The 19,925-nt window shown below is 65.6% G+C and carries 14 protein-coding genes; 1 reads left to right on the top strand and 13 read right to left on the bottom strand.

Going from position 1 to position 19,925, the window contains the following annotated elements:
- Positions 1-25: 25 nt before the first annotated feature.
- Positions 26-559, top strand: coding sequence for a hypothetical protein (locus tag ACP7BL_RS12145; RefSeq protein ID WP_426258435.1), 534 nt, complete (start codon positions 26-28; stop codon positions 557-559).
- Here the strand turns inward: ACP7BL_RS12145 and ACP7BL_RS12140 are convergent.
- The 13 genes from ACP7BL_RS12140 to ACP7BL_RS12080 all read right to left on the bottom strand — a co-directional run bounded on the left by ACP7BL_RS12140 (position 556) and on the right by ACP7BL_RS12080 (position 19,861).
- On the bottom strand, positions 556-2,763 hold the full coding sequence (locus ACP7BL_RS12140) for a spermidine synthase (RefSeq protein WP_426258434.1): 2,208 nt from the start codon (positions 2,761-2,763) through the stop codon (positions 556-558). The genes ACP7BL_RS12145 and ACP7BL_RS12140 overlap by 4 nt on opposite strands.
- On the bottom strand, positions 2,763-3,290 hold the full coding sequence (locus tag ACP7BL_RS12135) for a GNAT family N-acetyltransferase (protein WP_426258433.1): 528 nt from the start codon (positions 3,288-3,290) through the stop codon (positions 2,763-2,765). Before ACP7BL_RS12135 ends, ACP7BL_RS12140 begins: the two co-directional genes overlap by 1 nt.
- A complete protein-coding gene (locus ACP7BL_RS12130; RefSeq protein WP_426258432.1) occupies positions 3,287-3,832 on the bottom strand; it encodes a GNAT family N-acetyltransferase in 546 nt (181 codons plus the stop codon). The genes ACP7BL_RS12135 and ACP7BL_RS12130 overlap by 4 nt, the downstream gene beginning before the upstream one ends.
- Complete coding sequence (hemB, locus tag ACP7BL_RS12125) at positions 3,829-4,821, bottom strand: porphobilinogen synthase (protein WP_426258431.1); 993 nt, start codon at positions 4,819-4,821, stop codon at positions 3,829-3,831. Before hemB ends, ACP7BL_RS12130 begins: the two co-directional genes overlap by 4 nt.
- A 48-nt stretch (positions 4,822-4,869) precedes the next feature.
- Positions 4,870-6,261 (bottom strand): MATE family efflux transporter, encoded by a 1,392-nt coding sequence (locus ACP7BL_RS12120; RefSeq protein ID WP_033966590.1) that lies wholly within the window; start codon positions 6,259-6,261, stop codon positions 4,870-4,872.
- A gap of 211 nt (positions 6,262-6,472) precedes the next feature.
- Complete coding sequence (locus ACP7BL_RS12115; protein WP_426258430.1) at positions 6,473-9,466, bottom strand: valine--tRNA ligase; 2,994 nt, start codon at positions 9,464-9,466, stop codon at positions 6,473-6,475.
- Positions 9,467-9,533: 67 nt separating this feature from the next.
- On the bottom strand, positions 9,534-10,874 hold the full coding sequence (locus ACP7BL_RS12110) for a carbohydrate porin (RefSeq protein WP_426258429.1): 1,341 nt from the start codon (positions 10,872-10,874) through the stop codon (positions 9,534-9,536).
- A gap of 190 nt (positions 10,875-11,064) precedes the next feature.
- The gene (locus ACP7BL_RS12105) at positions 11,065-11,697 is read right to left on the bottom strand and encodes a ParB-like protein (protein WP_033965991.1); all 633 of its coding nucleotides are present in this window, start codon (positions 11,695-11,697) and stop codon (positions 11,065-11,067) included.
- Entirely contained in the window at positions 11,694-13,313 is a 1,620-nt protein-coding gene (locus ACP7BL_RS12100) for a SulP family inorganic anion transporter (RefSeq protein ID WP_209516791.1), read from the bottom strand. The genes ACP7BL_RS12105 and ACP7BL_RS12100 overlap by 4 nt, the downstream gene beginning before the upstream one ends.
- A 73-nt stretch (positions 13,314-13,386) precedes the next feature.
- Entirely contained in the window at positions 13,387-13,950 is a 564-nt protein-coding gene (locus tag ACP7BL_RS12095) for a DUF4337 domain-containing protein (protein ID WP_426258428.1), read from the bottom strand.
- 42 nt (positions 13,951-13,992) lie between these two features.
- The gene (locus ACP7BL_RS12090; protein WP_126845386.1) at positions 13,993-15,414 is read right to left on the bottom strand and encodes an efflux transporter outer membrane subunit; all 1,422 of its coding nucleotides are present in this window, start codon (positions 15,412-15,414) and stop codon (positions 13,993-13,995) included.
- Positions 15,411-18,602 (bottom strand): efflux RND transporter permease subunit, encoded by a 3,192-nt coding sequence (locus tag ACP7BL_RS12085; RefSeq protein ID WP_426258427.1) that lies wholly within the window; start codon positions 18,600-18,602, stop codon positions 15,411-15,413. The genes ACP7BL_RS12090 and ACP7BL_RS12085 overlap by 4 nt, the downstream gene beginning before the upstream one ends.
- Positions 18,599-19,861: an efflux RND transporter periplasmic adaptor subunit gene (locus ACP7BL_RS12080; RefSeq protein ID WP_426258426.1), complete on the bottom strand. Its 1,263-nt coding sequence runs from the start codon at positions 19,859-19,861 to the stop codon at positions 18,599-18,601. Before ACP7BL_RS12080 ends, ACP7BL_RS12085 begins: the two co-directional genes overlap by 4 nt.
- Between the last annotated feature and the right edge of the window lie 64 nt (positions 19,862-19,925).

The following is a 19,925-nucleotide window of genomic DNA, read 5'->3' as shown; positions in this document are numbered from 1 at the left end:
TCTCATCGGCATAGAGCAATTCGTGATGACGCCCCGCCCCCTGCCCGCCCGCCCCACCCGCCTCGCGCTGGGGTTTATCCTGACAATCGCCCCGGCATTGGCGGGGTGTGCCGCGCAAACCTCGACCCGCTACCCGTCGCTGCTGCCCCGCGCGATCGAATCGCGCAGCGATGCGGAACCGGATGTCGTCATTCCCGTCGTAGCGGCGGACCCGGCGACCGACCTGGCGTTGGCAGACCTGCGCAAGACGCTCGACAAAACCACGGCGGCCTTTGCGCCGGCCGCCGAAACCGCGGAGCGGCTCGCGAGTGCGGCGCAGGGCGACCGAGTCGGGGGAGAACGCTGGATTGCCGCGCAGACCGCCCTGGCCGGGCTGGACGACTATCGTGCGACCACCTCGTCGATGCTGACCGATATCGATTCGCTGGCGATCGCGCGCGCCGCCGACGGCAAACCCGACTATCCCGCCATCGCCAGCCTGCACAATGCCGCGCAAGCCGCGTTCGAAGCGCAGAGCGCGCGAATCGCGGCGATTGCCGCGCGCCTGCCGGACGCCTAACGCCCCGCCTTCAACAGCGGTAAAATGGTCGAATAGTCATCCGTCCAGGGCGCAAAACCCGCGCGCGGCTTGACCGGTCCCCAGGCCGAATCGCGCGCCTTCAAAGATTGGATCACCGCCGGGTCTCGCGACAGCGCAATCCATTGCGACATCGTCGCAGCATCGCGATTGATCGCGCGCGGATGATAGAAAAGCTGCGCGCTATACCACCCACCGCCCTGCGCCGCCGCCGCGACAACGGGTTCAAGATCGAGGAAGCGATTCGAAATGTGGACGAGCAACAATCCGCGTGGAGCGAGGACGCGCGCATAACTGGCGAATGCTTCCCGCGTCATCAGGTGCATCGGCACCGCATCTGACGAAAACGCGTCGAGCGCCAACAGGTCAAGCGACGCCGCGGGCGCAACCGCAAGGTTCAGCCGTGCATCCCCCAACACGATACCAGGGTGCGGAAGACACCGCGAAAGAAAGGTGAACTGGCCTGTATCGCGCGCGATCCGCACCACCGCCGGGTCGATCTCGTAAAAGCGCCAATCCTGCCCCGCCACGGCATAGCAAGCGAGCGTTCCCGACCCCAAACCGACAATCCCGACACGCGCATGCGCGCCATACAGTATTGGCAGCACCTGCATTGCGCGGCCAACCCCCGACGCTGCGACATAATAGGCTGTCGGGGTCCGCTCGCGAGCGGGCGAACCCAGCAACTGGACACCGTGGACCGTGGTGCCGTGCGCCAATTGCCGCTGGGTCGCCGCGTTATGAACGGTATAAACGCCGAAATAGCTCCGCGTGCGCGCGTGCGGTTCCAATGAGATCATCACCGCCCGGTATCCGCCGAACGCGACCAACACGCCAAGCAGTACAGACACAAACGCCCACCGCGCGCCCATGGATAACAGCCCGATCACGACGATCACCAACAAAGCGGCCTGCGGCAGCGCGCCAAGCCCCGGCCCCGCATCCGCCAGAATCAAACCCACCAGCCCCAGCACGACCAGCGCCACCACGCCGGTGAGAATATGGCGGCGGTGCGCGCTCCCCTCCCACAATCTTCTGATCGGACGCAGCAAGGCATGCTGGGGCACCAATAGCCCGGCCGCGAGCACCAGGATCGGATATTCATAGGTCCAGTCGAACACGAGCGGGGCGATCAAGGCGGCGAACACCCCACCGAGCGCCCCGCCCACCGCCATCGCCAAATAGAATCCGGTCAGCCGGTCCGGCTCGGGTCGAATGCGGTACAAGGCGGTGTTGAGCGCCACCGACACCAGAAACAACAGCGCCAGCGCCATGATCGCGCCGAGATAGGGCATGCCCCCCATACCGGCCACCAAAATGCCGCCAAACAGCAGGATCGCGACCGGCGCGACCCGCGTCTGCATATCCGCCATCGTGCGATCGGTGGCGAACGCGACGGTGAAGCTCAGCAGATAGAGGCCGAGCGGCACCACCCACAGCAGCGGCATCGCGACGATATCAGTGGAGATATAGGTAGACGTGGCCAGCATCAGCCCTGACGGCACGAATGCCAGCGCGATCCAGTGTGCGACGCGACGGCCGGTGGGTGGCGCAGATTGCGGGGCAGGACTGGCCAGCGCTGCCGCACCCGGTGCGGTTTTCGGCAAAGTGGCCGCGCATAAAGCCACCAGCAGGCCGACCAGGATATACCCGCTGCTCCACAGCATGCGCTGGCCGAGAAGCGCCATGCCGGGCTCCACCACCAATGGATAGGCGATCAGCCCGGCAAAACTGCCGAAATTGGAGGCGGCATACAGCGCATACGGATCCTCCCCCTCGCGCGACAGGCTGAACCAACGCTGCAGCAGCGGTGCCTGCGCCGACACTGCGAAAAACAGCGGCCCGATCGAAAGACACAGCAACCATGGCACCCATAGTGCCGGTTGCGCGGTCGGTCCCGGCTGCAGCGCATTGAGGCCGATCGGCAACCACAGCCCGGCAACCAGCAGCACGGCGAGATGCATCATGCCTTGCGCGCGGGGCCCAAGCCGCCCCAGCCAATGCGCATAGGCATACCCGCCGAGCAGCAACGCCTGATAGACCAGCATCGCCGAGTTCCACACCGCAGGCGCGCCGCCGAGGCGCGGCAGCGCCATGCGCGCGACCATCGGCTGCACGAGAAACAGCAGGAACGAACTGGCCAGGATCGTGACGACGAAAAGCGGGCGAACCAGGCGTATGGACATCAGGCAGGCCGATCGATGCGATAGAGAATGTGGCGCTTGAGCGGGCTGCCCTCCGGGACAGCGGGATGATCGAAATCGCCGCCTTCGACGCGGGAGAGGCCGAGCCGCTCCATCAGGCCCCAACTGCGCGTGTTGGCGGCGACGGTGATCGCGGTGATGCGCGGTGCATCCAGATGGCCCCAGCCCCAGGCCAGGCTCGCCTCGGCCGCCTCGCGCGCATAGCCCTGCCCCCACGTATCGCGGCGCAAGCGCCAGCCTATCTCGATCTCGCCTTCGAGAAAGTCATATCCCTGCTGCAGGCCGCAAAACCCGAGAAAGGCGGCGTCGCTCTTGCGTTCGATCGCCCAGAAGCAGCAGCCCGCTTCGGCCTGCCGCGCGACGCAACGTTCATAGGCCGCGCGCGCCTGGTCGAGCGTCATCAAGGGGCCGAGATAGCGCATGACCTCTTCGTCCTGGCCCATTGCATGGAACGGCGCGACATCGGCTTCGCGCCAGCCGCGCAAGGTAAGGCGCGGCGTCTCGATCATGGGGCGGGGCGGTCGATCACATAGACGACGCTGTCGCGCAGCCGGTCGCCCTCGGGATAGCTTGGATGCTCATAATCGAGCGTCGGTTCGGCGCGCATGCCGATGCGCTCCATCACCCGCTGGCTCTTGACGTTGACCCGCGCGGTGACCGCGACGATGCGCGAGTCGGGGCGATGCGCCCAGGCCCAGTCGATCACGGCGCGGGCCGCTTCTCCGGCATAGCCCTGCCCCCAATGCGCCGGGCCGAACATCCAGCCGATTTCGAGCTCGCCGGCCAGCGGCCGACCGGGGTCGCTGGGTTTCAGTCCGCAAAACCCAACCGGGACGCCATCAGCGCGGCGCTCGACCATCCAGAAGCCGAGGCCATCGGCCTGATAGGCTTCATGCCGCGCGATCACCGCATCGGATGCGGCGGCGTCGCGCACCGGGCCGAGATCGGCCATTACCTGGCGGTCGCCGAACCAGCCGTGCAGCGTTTCACGATCGCCCGGCGTGCGCAGGCGCAACCGCAGCCGCTCGGTCTCGACGATCGTTTCGTTCACGCGCCGAGCAACCGCGCCGCCAGCGCCGCATGATAGGTGAGCACCCCCGAACAGCCCGCGCGCTTGAACGCCATCAGCGTTTCCAGCACCATCGGGTCGCGCTCGGCCGCACCGGCTGCGACGGCGGCCTCGATCATCGCATATTCGCCACTCACCTGGTAGGCGAACACGGGCACCTCGAACGCCGATTTCACCCGCGCGACGATGTCGAGATAGGGCAGGCCGGGCTTGACCATGACGCTGTCGGCACCCTCGGCGAGATCGAGCGCGACTTCGCGCAGCGCCTCCTCGGCATTGGCCGAATCCATCTGATAGGTCTTCTTGTCGCCCTTCAGCAGCCCGCGACTGCCGACCGCATCGCGGAACGGGCCGTAAAAGGCGCTGGCGTACTTCGCGGCATAGGACATGATCTGGACATTGTGGTGCCCGCCTTGCTCGAGCGCCTCGCGGATCGCGCCGATGCGGCCGTCCATCATGTCCGAGGGCGCGATGATGTCCGATCCGGCTTCGGCCTGGTTGAGCGCCTGAGCGACCAACGCCTCTGAGGTGATGTCGTTGACGACATAGCCGGCTTCATCGACCAGCCCGTCATGGCCGTGCGTGGTATAGGGATCGAGCGCGACGTCGGTGAGCACGCCGATTTCGGGCACGGCATCCTTGAGCGCGCGGATCGCGCGGCACATCAGATTGTCGGGGTTGAGCGCCTCACGCCCGTCATCGGTGCGCAAATGCCCCGGCGTGTTGGGGAACAGCGCCAGACACGGAATGCCGAGATCGCGCGCCTCGCGTCCGCGCGCGACGATGCCGTCGACCGACCAGCGCGACACGCCGGGCAGCGAGGCGATCGGGTCTTCCACGCCCTGCCCTTCCGCAATGAACAGTGGCCAGATCAGATCGGCCGGGGTGAGCACGGTCTCGGCGTAGAGACGGCGGCTCCACGCGCTGGCGCGGGTACGGCGAAGGCGGAGGGCGGGATAGTGTGCGGTCATGCCCCGCTTTCTGGAACCGCCCGCGCGCATGCGCAAGCGAGTCGGTGATCAGCCGACCGGATGTTGCCCGCCGACGGGTTCGGCGGCAGCAGCTTGCGTCGGGGCAGCAGCGGTGCTGGCGGGGACCACCAGCCGCTGTTTGCGCCAGCCGCCGTAGCGATAATAGACCGACGACATCAGCAAGGTCGCGACCGAGCCGAGCGGGAAGCTCCACCACAGGGAATCGGCGCCTAAGCTGCCCTTGAAGGCAAGCGCGAAGCCGAGCCGCACCGGGTACATGGCGATGATCAGCATCACCAAAGGCGCCCATACCGCGCCGTTCGCGCGCACCGCCGAGAACAGCACCATCGTCATGCCGAAGACGATGAAGTTCCAGCTCGCCAGCACCTGGATATGGCGCGCGATCGGCAAGGCCGGGCTGTCGCCGCCGAGGAACACCGCCATCACCGGCCGATCGAACAGGATCACCGCAGCCACCATGGTCGAGGTGAGCAAGGCGCTGAACAGCAGGCCCGACCGGGTAATGCGATCGACCCGATCCCACAGCCCCGCCCCGATATTCTGCGCGACCATGCTGCTGACCGCCGCACCGACCGCGAGCGCGGGCATCTGGATATAACCCCATAATTGCATCGACACGCCGTAGGCCGCGCTGGTGTCGACGCCGTAGCGGTTGACGAGGCCGGTCATCGTCAGCGCAGCGAAGGACACGACCAGCATCTGCGCGCCCATTGGCAGGCCCTTGCCGATGATCGTGCGGATCAAGGCGGGGGACGGGATCAACCAGGTCAGTTCATGCCCGCGCAGCCGGATCGGCAAATCACGCAGATAGATAAAAGCGAGCAGCCCAAATGCTGCGACATGCGCGGAGATGAGCGTCGCGGTGGCGGACCCGGCGATGCCCATGGCCGGCATGCCGAACCAGCCGCGAATGAAAACGGGGTTGAGCCCGCTGTCGAGCACGACACTCAGCACCGTGAACCACAAGGGCGTGATCGAATCGCCGACGCCGCGCAGCGCCATGCCGAGCAGCACCAGCAGCAGCGTCGCGGGGAGCCCGAGGAAGATGACGCGCAGATACTCGAGCGCCAGCGGCATCACGCTGGGCGGGGTGGCGAGCACCTTCAGGATTTCGGGCGTGAAGATCCAGCCGAGCACCGCGATCACCACCGCCGCGCCCATTACCAACCCGATCGACGCGCCGAACGCACGCCGCGCCCCCTCAATGTCGCGGCGGCCGATACTCTGGCCGATCAGGATTGTCGCCGCCATGCCGAAGCCGAAGATGCCGGCAAACATCAGGAACATGATCGTGTTGGCATTGGCAGTCGCCGCTACCGCGCCCTCACCCAGAAAGCGCCCGACCCAGATCGTGTTGATCGACCCGTTGAGCGACTGGAGGATGTTCGCGCCGAGCGTGGGCAGCGCAAAGGCGAGCAGCGTCCGCCCGATCGGGCCGGAAGTGAGATCGTGCTTGCCGCCCCTGCCCCTTACCGGAGGCGCTGCCGCTAAGGCTCCCCTCCCGCTTGCGGGAGGGGCTGCCCCTATTACTCCCCTCCCGCGTGCGGGAGGGGCTGGGGGAGGGCTTGTACGATCGCTCACGGTACGCCCATGCCCTCCCCTAACCCCTCCCGCAAGCGGGAGGGGAATTTTAACCCAGCCGCGCCAGCGCCGCGCTCAGCCGCTCGGCTTCGGCGGCCTTTTCGGCGTGGTCGGCGCGGGCCTTTTCGACCGCTTCGGGCTTGGCGCGCTCGACAAAGCTGGGATTGCCCAGCCGCCCTGCGAGTGCGTCGCGCTCCTTCGCGGCAGCCTCAATGCCCTTGGTCAGGCGCGCGCGCTCGGCGTCGAGGTCGATCACGCCTTCCAGCGGCAGCTTGTAGCTGACGGCATCAACGACGACCGTAACCGCGGGCCCTTCAGAACCAAGCCCACCATCGGGTGTTAATCCAGGGACCGCGCGCGTGAAATGCGTTCGATCCAAGCGCGCCAGACGCATTAATGCATCCGTGTTCCGGTCGAAGCGCGCGCGAAGGCCCGCGTCATCGCTATAGACATGAAGCTGCATTTTTACTCCTGGCGCGATGCCAAGCTCGGTTCGGGCCCCGCGAATGCCGGTGATTAGATCGATTAACCAAGCGATTTCCTTACTCGCCTCCGGATCGATCGACCGCGCATCCGCCATCGGCCATTTGGCGACGATCAGGTCATTCTCGCGCGCGCCCATGGCGTGCCACAGTTCCTCGGTGATGAACGGCATGAACGGGTGCAGCAGCACCAGGATCTGGTCGATCACCCAACCGGCGACGGCGCGGGTTTCGTCGGCCTCCGCGCCGGTCGCGGGGGCGTCCATCTGCCCGAGCACCGGCTTGATCAGCTCCAGATACCAGTCGCAGAAGCGGCTCCACACGAACTGATAGACGGCGTTCGCCGCGCCATCGAAGCGCAGATCGGCGAGCGCGAGATCGACCGACTGGACGGTCGAGATCGTCTCGGCGATGATCCATTTGTTGACCGCGAGCGTCGCCTCCGGCGCATCGAGCGTCGTGCTCGCGCCGATGCCGTTGGCTTGCGCGAAGCGGCAGGCGTTCCACAGCTTGGTCGCGAAGTTGCGATAGCCCTCGACGCGCTTCTCATCCATCTTGATGTCGCGGCCCTGGCTTTCCATCGCCGCCATGAAGAAGCGCAACGCGTCCGCACCATATTTGTCGATCAGCCCGAGCGGGTTGACGACATTGCCCTTGGACTTGGACATCTTCTGCCCATCCGCCGCGCGGACGAGGCCGTGCAGGTACAGCTTCTTGAACGGCACATCGCCCATGAAGTGGATGCCCTGCATCATCATGCGGGCGTCCCAGAAGAACAGGATGTCGAAGCCCGAGATGAGCACGTCGTTCGGGTAACGGCCGTGGAGTTGCGGGGGGCGGTTTAGGAAACCGTTGCTCGCTCCCTCACCGTTCGTGTCGAGCGAAGTCGAGACACCGGTCACCGCCAGCGCAGGCTTCTCGACTTCGCTCGAAGCGAACGGTGGGGGGGACACATCGGGCCAGCCCATCGTCGCGAAGGGCCAGAGCGCCGAAGAGAACCACGTGTCGAGCACGTCTCCGTCTCGACGCAGTCTGATAGTTTTATTGTCGCTCCGAGCGTCGGGATCATCCGTAATCTCGATCTGATACTTAGAGGGATAAAATTCCCGGGCGAGCGCTAGAGCTTCCGCCTGCGTTTCCGCAACAAACGGCACGTTATCCGCACGTACCTTGCCCGTCACCTCAGCGTGACCCTTAGCATTATTCCAAATTAAGTGATCGCCGTAGTCAATTCCTATGCCTTCGACGATATGCGGCCCAAACCACGCCGGAATCCGGTGCCCCCACCACAACTGCCGGCTCACACACCACGGCTGGATATTCTCCATCCAATTGAAGAACGTCTTTTCCCAGGTCTTGGGCACGATCTGGATCGCGCCCGAGCGCACCGCCTCGATCGCCGGTTTCGCGAGCGTCGCTGCGTCGACATACCATTGGTCGGTCAGCCACGGCTCGATCACCACGCCCGAACGATCGCCATAGGGCGTCTGGATCGTGCGCGGTTCGGCGTCGTGTTCGGTACCGTCCTTGTCGATGTGCGGGATCAGGAAGCCTTCAGCCTTCAACTGCGCGACCACCGCCTTGCGCGCCTCAGCCGTGGTGAGGCCCAAGAAGGCGTCGGGGATCAGGCCGTCGGCGACCTGCACGACCTGCGCCTTGGCATCGAGCATGTTGAGCATCGCGCCCGCCGCGATACCGGCGCGTTTTCCCACTTCGAAGTCGTTGAAATCATGCCCCGGCGTGATCTTGACCGCGCCCGAGCCAAGCTCGGGATCGGCATGATCATCGGTAATGATCGGGATCAGGCGGCCGGTGATTGGCAGCTTCACATGCTTGCCGACGAGATGGGTATAGCGTTCGTCCGCAGCGTTCACCGCGACCGCCATATCGGCGAGCATCGTTTCGGGCCGCGTGGTCGCGACTTCGATGAAGCCCGAACCGTCGGCCAGCGGATAGCGCAAATGCCAGAAGCTGCCCTTGATCTCGCGCGTCTCGACCTCAAGGTCGCTGATCGCGGTGCCGAGGCCGGGGTCCCAATTCACCAGCCGCTTGTCGCGGTAGATCAGCCCCTCTTTGTGCAGGTCGACGAACACCTTGAGCACGGCCTTGGAAAAGCCCTCGTCCATGGTGAAGCGTTCGTTCGCCCAATCCATCGAGCAGCCGAGGCGGCGGAGCTGCTGGGTGATTTCCCCGCCGCTCTCTTCCTTCCACGTCCACACTTTTTCGACGAATTGCTCGCGCGTGTAATTGGTGCGCTTGTCCTGCCGCTCATTCAGTTGCCGCTCGACCACCATTTGCGTGGCGATGCCGGCATGATCGGTGCCGACCACCCACAAGGCATCCTTGCCCTGCAAGCGGGCGTGGCGCGCAAGGATATCCTGCAGCGTGTTGTCCAGCGCATGGCCGATGTGGAGCGACCCCGTCACGTTGGGCGGCGGATTGACGATCGTCCACGGCTCGGCACCGGGACGATCCGGGCGGAACTGGCCCGTGCTTTCCCAATGCGCATACCAGCGCTGTTCGATTTCGGCGGGGTCGAAGGTTTTTGGAAGCTCGCTCATAGCGTCCGGCTTTAGCCGCGACGCCGCAAAAGAAAAGGGCGGCCCGGCCGGACCGCCCTGCCCAACCTCAAAACTGCCCGTGCAGCCGGATCGCAAACGCGCTGATCGGCCCGCGATCGCGGTTGTAGCCGGGGTTGCCGATCAACTGGTAATCCGCAGTGATCGAGACCGGCGCGATCGGCACCCACGCATAATAGACTTCGCCAATCGCTTCCGCGCCCGGATGCGGCAGCTTTCCGTCACCGACCAGCACCCCCACGCCACCCGCATCGAGATAGCGCTGATGCACAGCGGAGATGCCGTTGACGACGGCGGCGATCCCGACCGTGTCGCCGCCGCGCCCCCACGACGCGCCCTTGATCGAAACGCCAGCAGAGGCGGTGCGATCGACATCGGTGAAATCATAGGGCTCGATCTGCCCGTCCGCGATCCCCGCGCGCGCAAACACCCCGACCGATGCCGTCACCGCCTGCTCCAGATTGACCGACGCGCCGATCCGCGTCCGCCAATCGCGCACCAGCGCGGTGTCGGGAGCCGTGCCCGTCTTTACAGCAAGCGCCAGCGCATCGTCGAAGCGACCGAACCGCCCATGATTGCGGAACACGGTGACGCGGACAGCGCCGTCGCGGTCCCCGATCGTGTGGCGATGCTCGATTTCGCCATCGAGTTGAAACTGGCTGAAATCGCGCTCCAGCATCTCGCCATTGGGGATTTTGGAGAGGTTGAACAGCCCGGCCCGCACCGTCCACGGCCCCCGATACCATTCCACCGCCGCGCCGGTGCTATACCCCCAGGCGTCGGCGGCATAATCGAAGCTGCCCGCATCGACGAGCGTCCAGTTGAGGAAATCGGCGCGCGGATCGTGCGCATAGCGATTGGTGTCGAACACATCGCCGACACCGAACTTGCCGAGCGTCAGCACCACCCGGTCGGCGGTTCGCCGCGCGGCGAACTGGTTGAGCGTCGCCGTCGCATCGTCGCGCGCGCCGCCCAGATTGATCGTCTGGCGGAAGAACAGCCGCTGCAGCCGGAAATAGGGATTGCTCTTGCCGACCTTATACGCCTCCGCACTGGGGAAACCCGCGACGCCCAGCGTGTTGGACAGGCCAAAGCCCTGGTCCATTTCCGGGTTGATCCACACCTCGCCGCCCTGCCACGGGCGCACCCCGGCATAGAGCGTCGCGTCGGTCGTTTCCTTGATCTGGTGCGGGGTCAGGCTGTTTGGCCCGGCATAAGGCGAGGTGAAGCCCGGCGTACCTTGCGCGGTGAGGGTGAACTGGCCGTGGATGGCGAAAACGTCGGACTGCGACGAAGTCGAGGGGTCGTTGCCCGAAACGGCGGCTGGCGTGGTTTGCGCCATCGCCGGTGCTGCAATGCCAGCCAGAAGAGCCAGGAGGTAGATGCGCATCGGCGACTCCGAATGTACGCGCCAGCGCCGGTACGCCCAAACGGGGTGCGCACACCTATCCAGTACCAGAAGCGGACGATCTGCTTGTTAAGAATGCCCCGCCAACCGCCCGGCTTCGGATTCGGCGGCGCAACATCGCCACGCCCCGTAATCGCCCCTACCCGCCGATGCTAGCCGGAAACCGCGCGGTTCATACGTGATGCGCAAGGTCCGGGTCGACACCACACCAGCCCGGCATGAACCGCGCCTCATGCGACCGCGCATAGCCCAATGCCTTGTCGAGCGCCTTGTCGAAATTCTTCGCGACCGTCGTTTGCTTGATCAAACGCCGCAGATAGTCGGCCCAGATAAACTCGCTGAACGGCGTGGTTTCCTTGGCATAGCCGCCCGCCTGGCGCACCGCCCCCGCGAGCGAGCGGAACGGATCGTCGGCAAGGTCGCGAATGCGTTTCGGAATATCGGCATAGCCCCGACGCTGCCCCTGTTCGTCGAACGGGTGCAGCCAGCCGCGATTGTCGAGGAACACCCAGAAGGCATCCTGGCTGAGCGGTCGCAGATCGGCGACCACGGTGGTCAGCACTTCCTCCTGCCCCTCCTCGACCAGCGCGCGGGCAAGGTGATGATGGTCGATCACATAGGATTTGCCCTTGGGGCCGAGCACCACCGGGATCATGTGCCGCCCAAGATACTTGCCGGCATCGTCGCGCTGTCCGCGCCATTCGGCGCGCTTGCGCTCGACCTCGCGCAGGCCGACCGTCATCTGCGTCGGCCTCAGCGCATCGAGGGGTACGGGAAGAAGCATGGGCTCGCGGCTGGTTCTCATACCGTCATCTCCTTTGAAAATGGGCGTGTTGCCGCATCGACCGCATCGGCGACACTGCGCGCGCTGCGCCCGGCCAGTGCGATCTGCGCGGTGCCGCTCTCATTGAGCAAATCGCGCACCGGATCCTTCAGCCGTGCCAGCACCAAGGCACGCCCGGCCGCGCCCAGCCGGATCGACGCTTCGCCTAGAACGTCCACCGCCGTGCTATCCAAATCGCTGCTTTCCTCCAGGCTGAGGATCACCGTATGCGCATCCTGCGCCACTGCGCGCCGTTCGACCAGCGCCATGATCCGTTCGGCATTGGCGAAGAACAAGGGCTCGCCCGGCCGCAGCACCACCACATCCGGTTGCACCAATGCCTCCGGGTGGCGCGACCGATCGACAAAGTCGCGACCTTCGCCCAGCCGCCCAAGTTCGACCACTTCAGGCGACGCCAGCCGGTGAATGATCGCCAGCACCGAGAGCAGCACCGCCAGCAACATCCCGTACAGGACGCCGAGCACCAGCACGCCCAGCGCCGCTGCGCTCGCCACATATTGGTCGCGGTCGATCCGCCACAGCCGCCGCAAGGGCGACGGGTCAAGCGCATGGAGCAAAGCCGAAACCACCACCGCCGCCAGGACCGGCATCGGCACGCGCGCGACCAGACCCAGCCCAAGCGCCATCAATACTGCCAGCCCGCACCCCGCGATCAAGCTCGCCCGCCGCGTCGCCGCGCCGGCGCTGTCATTGGCGGACGCAGCGGAAAACCCCGCCCCCACCACCTGCCCGCCCACCCCTGCCGCGGCGAGATTGGCAACACCGATTGCCACCAATTCGCGATTGGGGTCGACACTCTCGCCACGGTTGAGCGCGAGCGAGCGCATCGTGCCCCAGGATTCCACAAACACGATCAACGCCAGCGGCAAGGCGGCAGAGGCGAGCGCGATCCAATGTGCGCGATCCAGCAACGGCAAACGCGGCGCGGCAAAGGTCAGGTCGATCGCGCCGACCAAGGGGACGTGCCATGCCCGCAAATCAACGATCGACGCGGTAAGCGCGCCCAATGCGAGCAATATCAGCGCACTGGGAACAGCGGGCCAGCGCCGCAACAGCACCGCCACCGCGAGCGCAACCGCCCCAATCGCAAGGCTTGCACCGTTCCAACCCGGCATATGGGCGAGGGTCACGGCAAGTTGCGACAGCACGTTGCCATCGCCCGGTGCGACCCCGGTGGTGGCGATAAACTGGCGCAGCACGATGCTCGCCGCCAGCCCGATCGCAAAGCCGCGCAACACGGGTCGCGATACGAACGCCGCGACAAACCCAAGCCGCAACGCCCCCGCAACGAGAAACAACAGCCCCACCAGCCCGACCATCGCCACCGCCGCGAGCAACCGCTGCGAGGGATCGGCAATGGCAAGCGATGCCGTCGCGGCAGCGAGCGTCGCGGCCGATGCCGATGTCGGCGCAACAATGGCGACGCGACTGCGGCCGACCAGCGCATAAGCGGCAATCCCGGCCAACGCCGCGACCAGCGCCTGGCCCGGTGGAAAACCGGCTAGGCCGCCATAAGCGATCGCCTCGGGCAGCAACAGCGCCGCCACCGACACGCCTGCGACGCCGTCCCGTCTCATTCCGTTTCGTTCCATCGCCCGCACGCTTGCACGCATGCGCGCTACAGTCGAGATTGGAAGGGTCCGCCGCGCGTTAAATCCACGCAACCACGCTCAGCACGACGCCCAGTACCGCAGACGCGCCTGCGCCCCACAACAGCCAGCGCCGCTGCGTCAGCGCGCTGATCGAGGCGAGCGCGATCGCGATCTGGATGAAGGTCATCGCAATCGCGAGCTTGGTATGGGGCGAAAGCGCGCGCCGCGACTCCGCATCCGCCTCTTCGGATTTGCGATCGAGCTCTTCCGCCGTCGCGCGCAGTTCCCGGGCACGTTCGGCATATTTGCGCGAATCCGCCGCCGCAGCGCTGGCCGAAGCGGGCGCGATCTTGACGACGGTGTCGGCGAGGTGCCGCTTGATATCCTCCGCCTGATAATAGGCCCAGCTATCCGAGGCCCGCGCCTTCATCAGCACGGCCTCATTCTTGTAATAGAGCGCGTCGTTCTGAGTGTGGCCGCCCAGGAAACTGACGATCGCACCAAGGGTCGCCAACACCGCAGAGAACAGCGCGATCTTCTGGCTCAAGGGCTCACGGCGATGCGCCCGGCCTTCGATCTCTTCCTCATGCGCGCCACGGATTTCAAAACCTTCTTCCGACATCTCCTGCCTCTTCCTGATCGCCATGCGCGGGGCTAGCACACCTCAATCGGCGACAACACCACCGCCGACCGCCTGGTACAAAGCAACGGTGTCGGCCAACCGGGCAGCGCGCGCCTGGATCAACTGTGCACGCGCCTGCGCGTCTGCGGCGGTGGCGTTGAGCAGGGCCAGAGTACCAACATCCCCAAGCGCCAATTGGCGGCGAACGAAGCCGAGCGCGCGACCGGAGGCATCGCTCGCGCGCGCGGCGGCGTCCAGCGCATCGGCATCGGTGCGCAGGCCGCTCAACGCGTCCGAAACGTCCCCAAACGCCTGTAGCACCGCCGCGCGATATTGCGCCTTTGCCCCGTCCAGCGCGGCTTCTGCCGCGCGCTGCTGGTGTCGCAACGCCCCGCCGTGGAAGATCGGCTGCGTGACTCCGCCGAGCAACGCCCAGAACGGATTGCCACTCTGGAACAGGTCGAACAGATGCTGCGCCTCGCCCCCGGCGCTCGCGCTCAACTGCAGGTTGGGCAAACGGGCGGCAATCGCCACGCCGACATCGGCCCCTGCCCCTTCGAGTTGCGCCCGCGCGGCGCGCACATCGGGGCGCCGCGCCACGAGGTCGGACGGCAAGGCAAGCGGCACGTCGTGCGGCAGTGAGATGGCAGAAAGCGCTGGCAGGGTCGGCAGATCGCCCCCCGCCGCGCGGCCGAGCAAGGTGCCGATGACCACGCGCTGATGCGCCTCTGCCCGTACAAGTGCCGGCAGCGCCGCTTCCGCCGTTGCCAAGGCGGTCTGCTGGGTCGCCACATCCGCCTCGCCCACAGCACCAAGTTGCTGGCGTCGCCGCTGGTTCTGCAGAATGTCGCGGTTGACCGCCAAACTTGCCCGCGCCGCGTCGATCTGATCGGCCAGCGACGCGCGCTGGATCACGGCCTGCACCAAATTGGCCGCTACAGTCGCGCGTGCCGCTTCAAGCCGGTGGCGTGCGACATCCGCCGCAGCCCGTGCCGACCGGATCTTGGCGTGCGTTCCACCGAACACGTCGGGCGAATAGCTGACCGTCACCTGCGCGGTGTGCAACGAATACAGATATTGCGTGGCGTCGGTCACTGCGGGAGCAAGCGCCTTGGAAACGCGCGTGCGCTGCGCCTGATAGCTCGCATCGACCTGAGGCAACGCCGCGCCACCCGCCGCCCCGGCAAGCTCGCGCGCCTGACGCAAGGCCGCATCGGCGACGGCGATGTCGGTCGCATGACGTAGCGCCTCGTCCACCAGTGCATCGAGATCGGGCGATCCGAAAGCGCGCCACCAGTCGCTCGCCACCGTGCCGGTCCGCGCCACCTGCGCCTCCCCGGCACGCGGCGCAAAGCTCTGCGGTTTGACAGGCGGCGGTAACGCGACATGCGGATCCAGGTCCCGGGGGCCGACCGCACAAGCCGATACCGACCCGGCGAGCACTGCGAGCAATAGGCGCTTCATGCCGGCATCTCCCCCGAATCGGCGGTGGGGTGCGGATGGTGCCCGACATCGCGCCCGTGCGCACCGCGATCCCCCGGCGGCACCCGCCGCGAGAAGCGATCGATCAGCACCGGCAACACCAGCAGGATCAGCAGCGGGGCAAGCGTCATGCCCCCCACCACCACCAGCGCCAGCGGCTTCTGCACCTGGCTGCCGATGCCGTTGGAGATGGCGGCGGGCAGCAGGCCGATCGCCGCCACCAGGCAGGTCATCACCACCGGGCGCAAGCTGTGTCGCACCGTCGTCGCCAAAGCGCCTTGCCGCCCCATATATTCGTCGATTGCGTGGTTATAGGTGGTGACGACCAGAATGCCGTCCATCACCGCGATGCCAAACAAGGCGACAAAGCCGATCGCCGAGGAAATGCTGAAGGCCGTGCCTGTCAATGCGAGCGCCAGCACGCCGCCGATAATCGCCATCGGGATTGCCGAGAATGCGAGCAAGCTGTCACGGATCGACCCGAAATTGGCGTAGAGCAGCAGCAGGATCAGCAACAGGCTGATCGGCACGACTACCTCCAACCGCGCGACGGCGTTGGTGAGATTGTCGAGCTCGCCCGCCCATTCGAGGTGATAGCCGGGCGGCAGATGCACGGTCCGCGTGATCCGTGCCCGCGCCTCTTCCACCGCGCCGCCAAGATCGCGCCCGCGCACCGAGAATTTGATCGGGATGTAGCGTTCCTGATGCTCGCGGTAGATGAATGACGCACCCGATGTCAGTTTGATATCGGCGACTTCGGACAGCGGCACCTGGATCGTGCCATTGCCATTGGGCGACGGCGCGCCAACGGTGATGCGGCGGATCGCGTCGAGGGAATCGCGCTGCTCTGCCTTCAGGCGCACGACGATCGGGAAGTGCCGGTCCGTGCCCTTTTCATACAGATCCGCCGCCGATTGCCCACCGATTGCCGCCGCCACAGTCGCGTTGATGTCGTCAGGTGTCAGGCCATAACGCGAGGCGCGCGCGCGATCGACATCGATCCGCACCGTCGGTTGGCCGAGCGACTGGAACACGCCCAGATCCTCGATACCCTTGACCTTGGCCATCTCCGCCTTGATCGCATCGGCATATTTTTCGAGCGTCGGCAAATCTGGGCCGAACAGCTTGATCGAATTGGCACCCTTCACCCCGGATGCGGCTTCCTCGACATTGTCCTCGATATATTGCGAGAAGGAGAAATCGACGCCGGGATATTTGGCCTGCAGCTTCTTCGACAATTCGGCGGTCAGCGTTTCCTTGGTCACGCCTGCGGGCCAGCTACCGGTTGGTTTCAGCGGCACGAAGAACTCGGCGTTGAAGAAACCCGTTGAATCGGTGCCGTCATCGGGCCGTCCATGCGCCGACAACACCGATTCCACTTCGGGATATTGGGCGATCATCCGCCGTACGCCGTCTACCACTGGCTGACCCGCCTCCAGGCTGATCGAGGCCGGCAGGCTCGCGCGGATATACATGTTGCCCTCCTCGAGATGGGGCAGGAATTCGATGCCGAGCGAGCGCACGCCGACCATCGCCCCGCCGAGCAGCAGCAACACCCCGCCGATCGCGAGGATGCGGTTGCCGAGCGCAAAGGCGGCGGCGGGCTCGTACAGGCGGCGCAACCGCGCGACGATCCACGTTTCCACCTCGGACAATTTGTCGGGCAGCAACATCGTCGCCAGTACCGGCGCGACGGTGAAGGTGGCGATCAGGCCGCCGGTAATGGCATAGGCATAGGTCTTCGCCATCGGCCCAAAGATATGGCCTTCGACGCCCGTCAGCGTGAACAGCGGCAGGAAGCTCGCAATGATGATCGCGGCGGCGAAGAAGATGCCCCGGCTGACCTCATGGCTCGCCCCCAACACCGCCGAGAAGCGGCTGGCCAGTGTGTAATGCCCGCGCCCGCCTTCGACATGCGCTGAGCGTTCCACCATGTGGCGGAAGATATTCTCGACCATGATGACGCTGGCATCGACCACCAGCCCGAAATCGAGCGCACCGACCGACAACAGGTTCGCACTCTCGCCCTGCAACACCAGGATCAGGATCGCGAAAGCGAGCGCAAAGGGAATGGTCGCGGCAACAATGATCGCGCTGCGCAAATTGCCGAGAAACGCCCATTGCAGGAAGAAGATCAGCGCAATCCCCGCGACCAGATTTTCCAGCACGGTGTGGATCGTCAGGTGGATCAGGTCCGAGCGGTCATAGATGCGATCGAGATGCACGCCCGGCGGCAGGATGCCCGAGGCGTTGATGTCGGCGACTTCCTTCTGCACCGCTTCGATCGTCGGCATCGATTGCGCGCCGCGCTGCATCAGCACGATGCCCTGAACGATGTCGTCCTCATTGTTATACCCGGCGATGCCGAGCCGCGGCGCATTGCCGATCTCGACATGCGCCACGTTTTTCAGCAGGATCGGCTGACCGTTGGCCGTGCCGACCAGTACGTTCTGGATCGCCGATACCGACTGGATCAACCCGACGCCGCGCACGATCGCCGCCTGCGCCCCGAAGTTGATCGTCTGCCCGCCGACATTGCCGTCGCTCTTGCCCAGCGCCGCCAAAACCTGCCCGACCGAAACGCCCTGCGCGGCGAGCCGATCATTGTCGATCACGACATCATAGGTCCGCAGTTTTCCGCCCCAGCCGGTCACATCGATCACGCCGGGAATGCGTTTGAAGCGCCGTTGCAGCACCCAGTCCTGCAGCGTCTTGAGGTCCATCACCGAATAACCGGGCGGGGCGCTGATCTTGTAGCGATAGATTTCGCCGACCGGGCTGGTCGGCGACAAAGTCGGCTGCGCCCCACCCGCGAGCGGGGGCAATTGCGACAGGCGGTTGATCACCTGCTGCTTGGCCGCCTCATTGGTCAGGTCGTAGCTGAATTGGATCTTGATGTCGGACAGGCCGAACAGCGAAATCGCACGGATCGCGGTCAAATGCGGGATGCCCGCCATGCCGACCTCGATCGGGATGGTGACGTTGCGCTCCATCTCCTCGGCCGACAGGCCTTGCGTCTGGGTGATCACCTCGACCATCGGCGGCACGGGATCGGGATAGGCTTCGATATTGAGGTTCCAGAAGCCGACCGCGCCCGCGACCAGCATCGCGGCAAAAATGCCGACGATCAGCAACCGCTGCCGCAGCGAAAATTCGACCAGGCGGTTCATTCGCCGAGACCCGCCTCATTCACGAACAGCGCCCCTGCGGTGACGATCCGCTCGCCCGGCTTGAGACCAGCGAGCACGGCAATGGTGCCATCCTGCGCGTCACCCGCCGTAATCGTGCGGGACTGGAGCAGTCCATCGGGGCGCACGACCCACACCCGCGCCGTTTCGCCCTCATGGATCACGGCTTCGGCGGGGATGCGCAGCGCCGTGCCACGTTGCGGCCGCTGGATCGAGAAGCTCGCGAACATCTGCGGCTTCAACACCCCATCGGGATTGGCGATGGTCGCGCGGACCGGCAAGCGGTGCGTCTGCGGATCGAGCGCCGCGCCGACCAGATCGATCGTCGCGTGGAAGCTGCGTCCCGGCAGCGCTTGCGTGGTGACCGTCACCGAATCGCCGACATGCACCGCATTGGCGTCGCTTTCGGCGATCTGCGCGATCAGCCAGACGTGCGACGGATCGGTGATGGTCATCACCGGCTTGTCGCCGCCTTGCGCAACATATTGCCCGGCCGACACATCGCGCGAGGCGATCAGGCCGTCGATCGGCGCATGGAGCGTGGTGCGGTCGTGAATGCCCAAAACCTCGTTGACGCTTTCCAGCCGCGAGATTTCGCCGGACGTCTTGCCGAGGATCGACAATTTGTCGCGCGCCGCGCCCAGCGCCGCCGCCGTGGTGCGCGCGGTCGCCTGCGCCGCGACCAGATCGGTCTGCGCCTGCAGATAATCCTTCTGCGCGCCGCCCGCCGTTTCGAAGATCTGGCGCTGGCGCTCGGCATTGCGCGTTGCAGTCGCCAGTTGCGCCTGCGCATTCTGATACGCCGCGCGCGCCGCGAACAGGCCGCTGCGCGCATCGACGAAATCACTGGTCTTGACCAGCAGCAGCGGCTGGCCCGCGCGGACATATTGCCCGGCATCGGCCAGGACGCGCACGATCTGGCCCGCATAAGGCATCAGCACCGGCGTGCTGCGATCGCCATCGACCGTGATCGCACCGCTCGCCAACGTGCGGTCGTCCGAGGCCGAATAGCCGACGCGCATCGTCTTCAATCCCGCCATCTGGTCAGCGGTCAGGCGCAAGGTTCCCGGCGGCGTCGGTTGCGGGGCGGCAGGCTCGCGATGCGTCAGGCGCGCGACAGCGAACCACAACAGCGCCGCAGCGATCACACAAACGGCGACGATGACAAGCCAGCGTGTCTGCGTGGCCGGGGCCAGCGTGCGAGTCTCGGGCAGGGATTCGGGTGTCGGAGAAGCGTGCATCGGAAACCCTATTGCGGCAAGGCTGGCACCTCTACGTAAGCCAGCTTACATCTCGCTTACAAAT

It is taken from the genome of Sphingomonas sp. DC1600-2 (assembly GCF_049897605.1).
Taxonomy (GTDB): domain Bacteria; phylum Pseudomonadota; class Alphaproteobacteria; order Sphingomonadales; family Sphingomonadaceae; genus Sphingomonas.
This window is presented reverse-complemented; position numbering and strand designations above follow the sequence as displayed.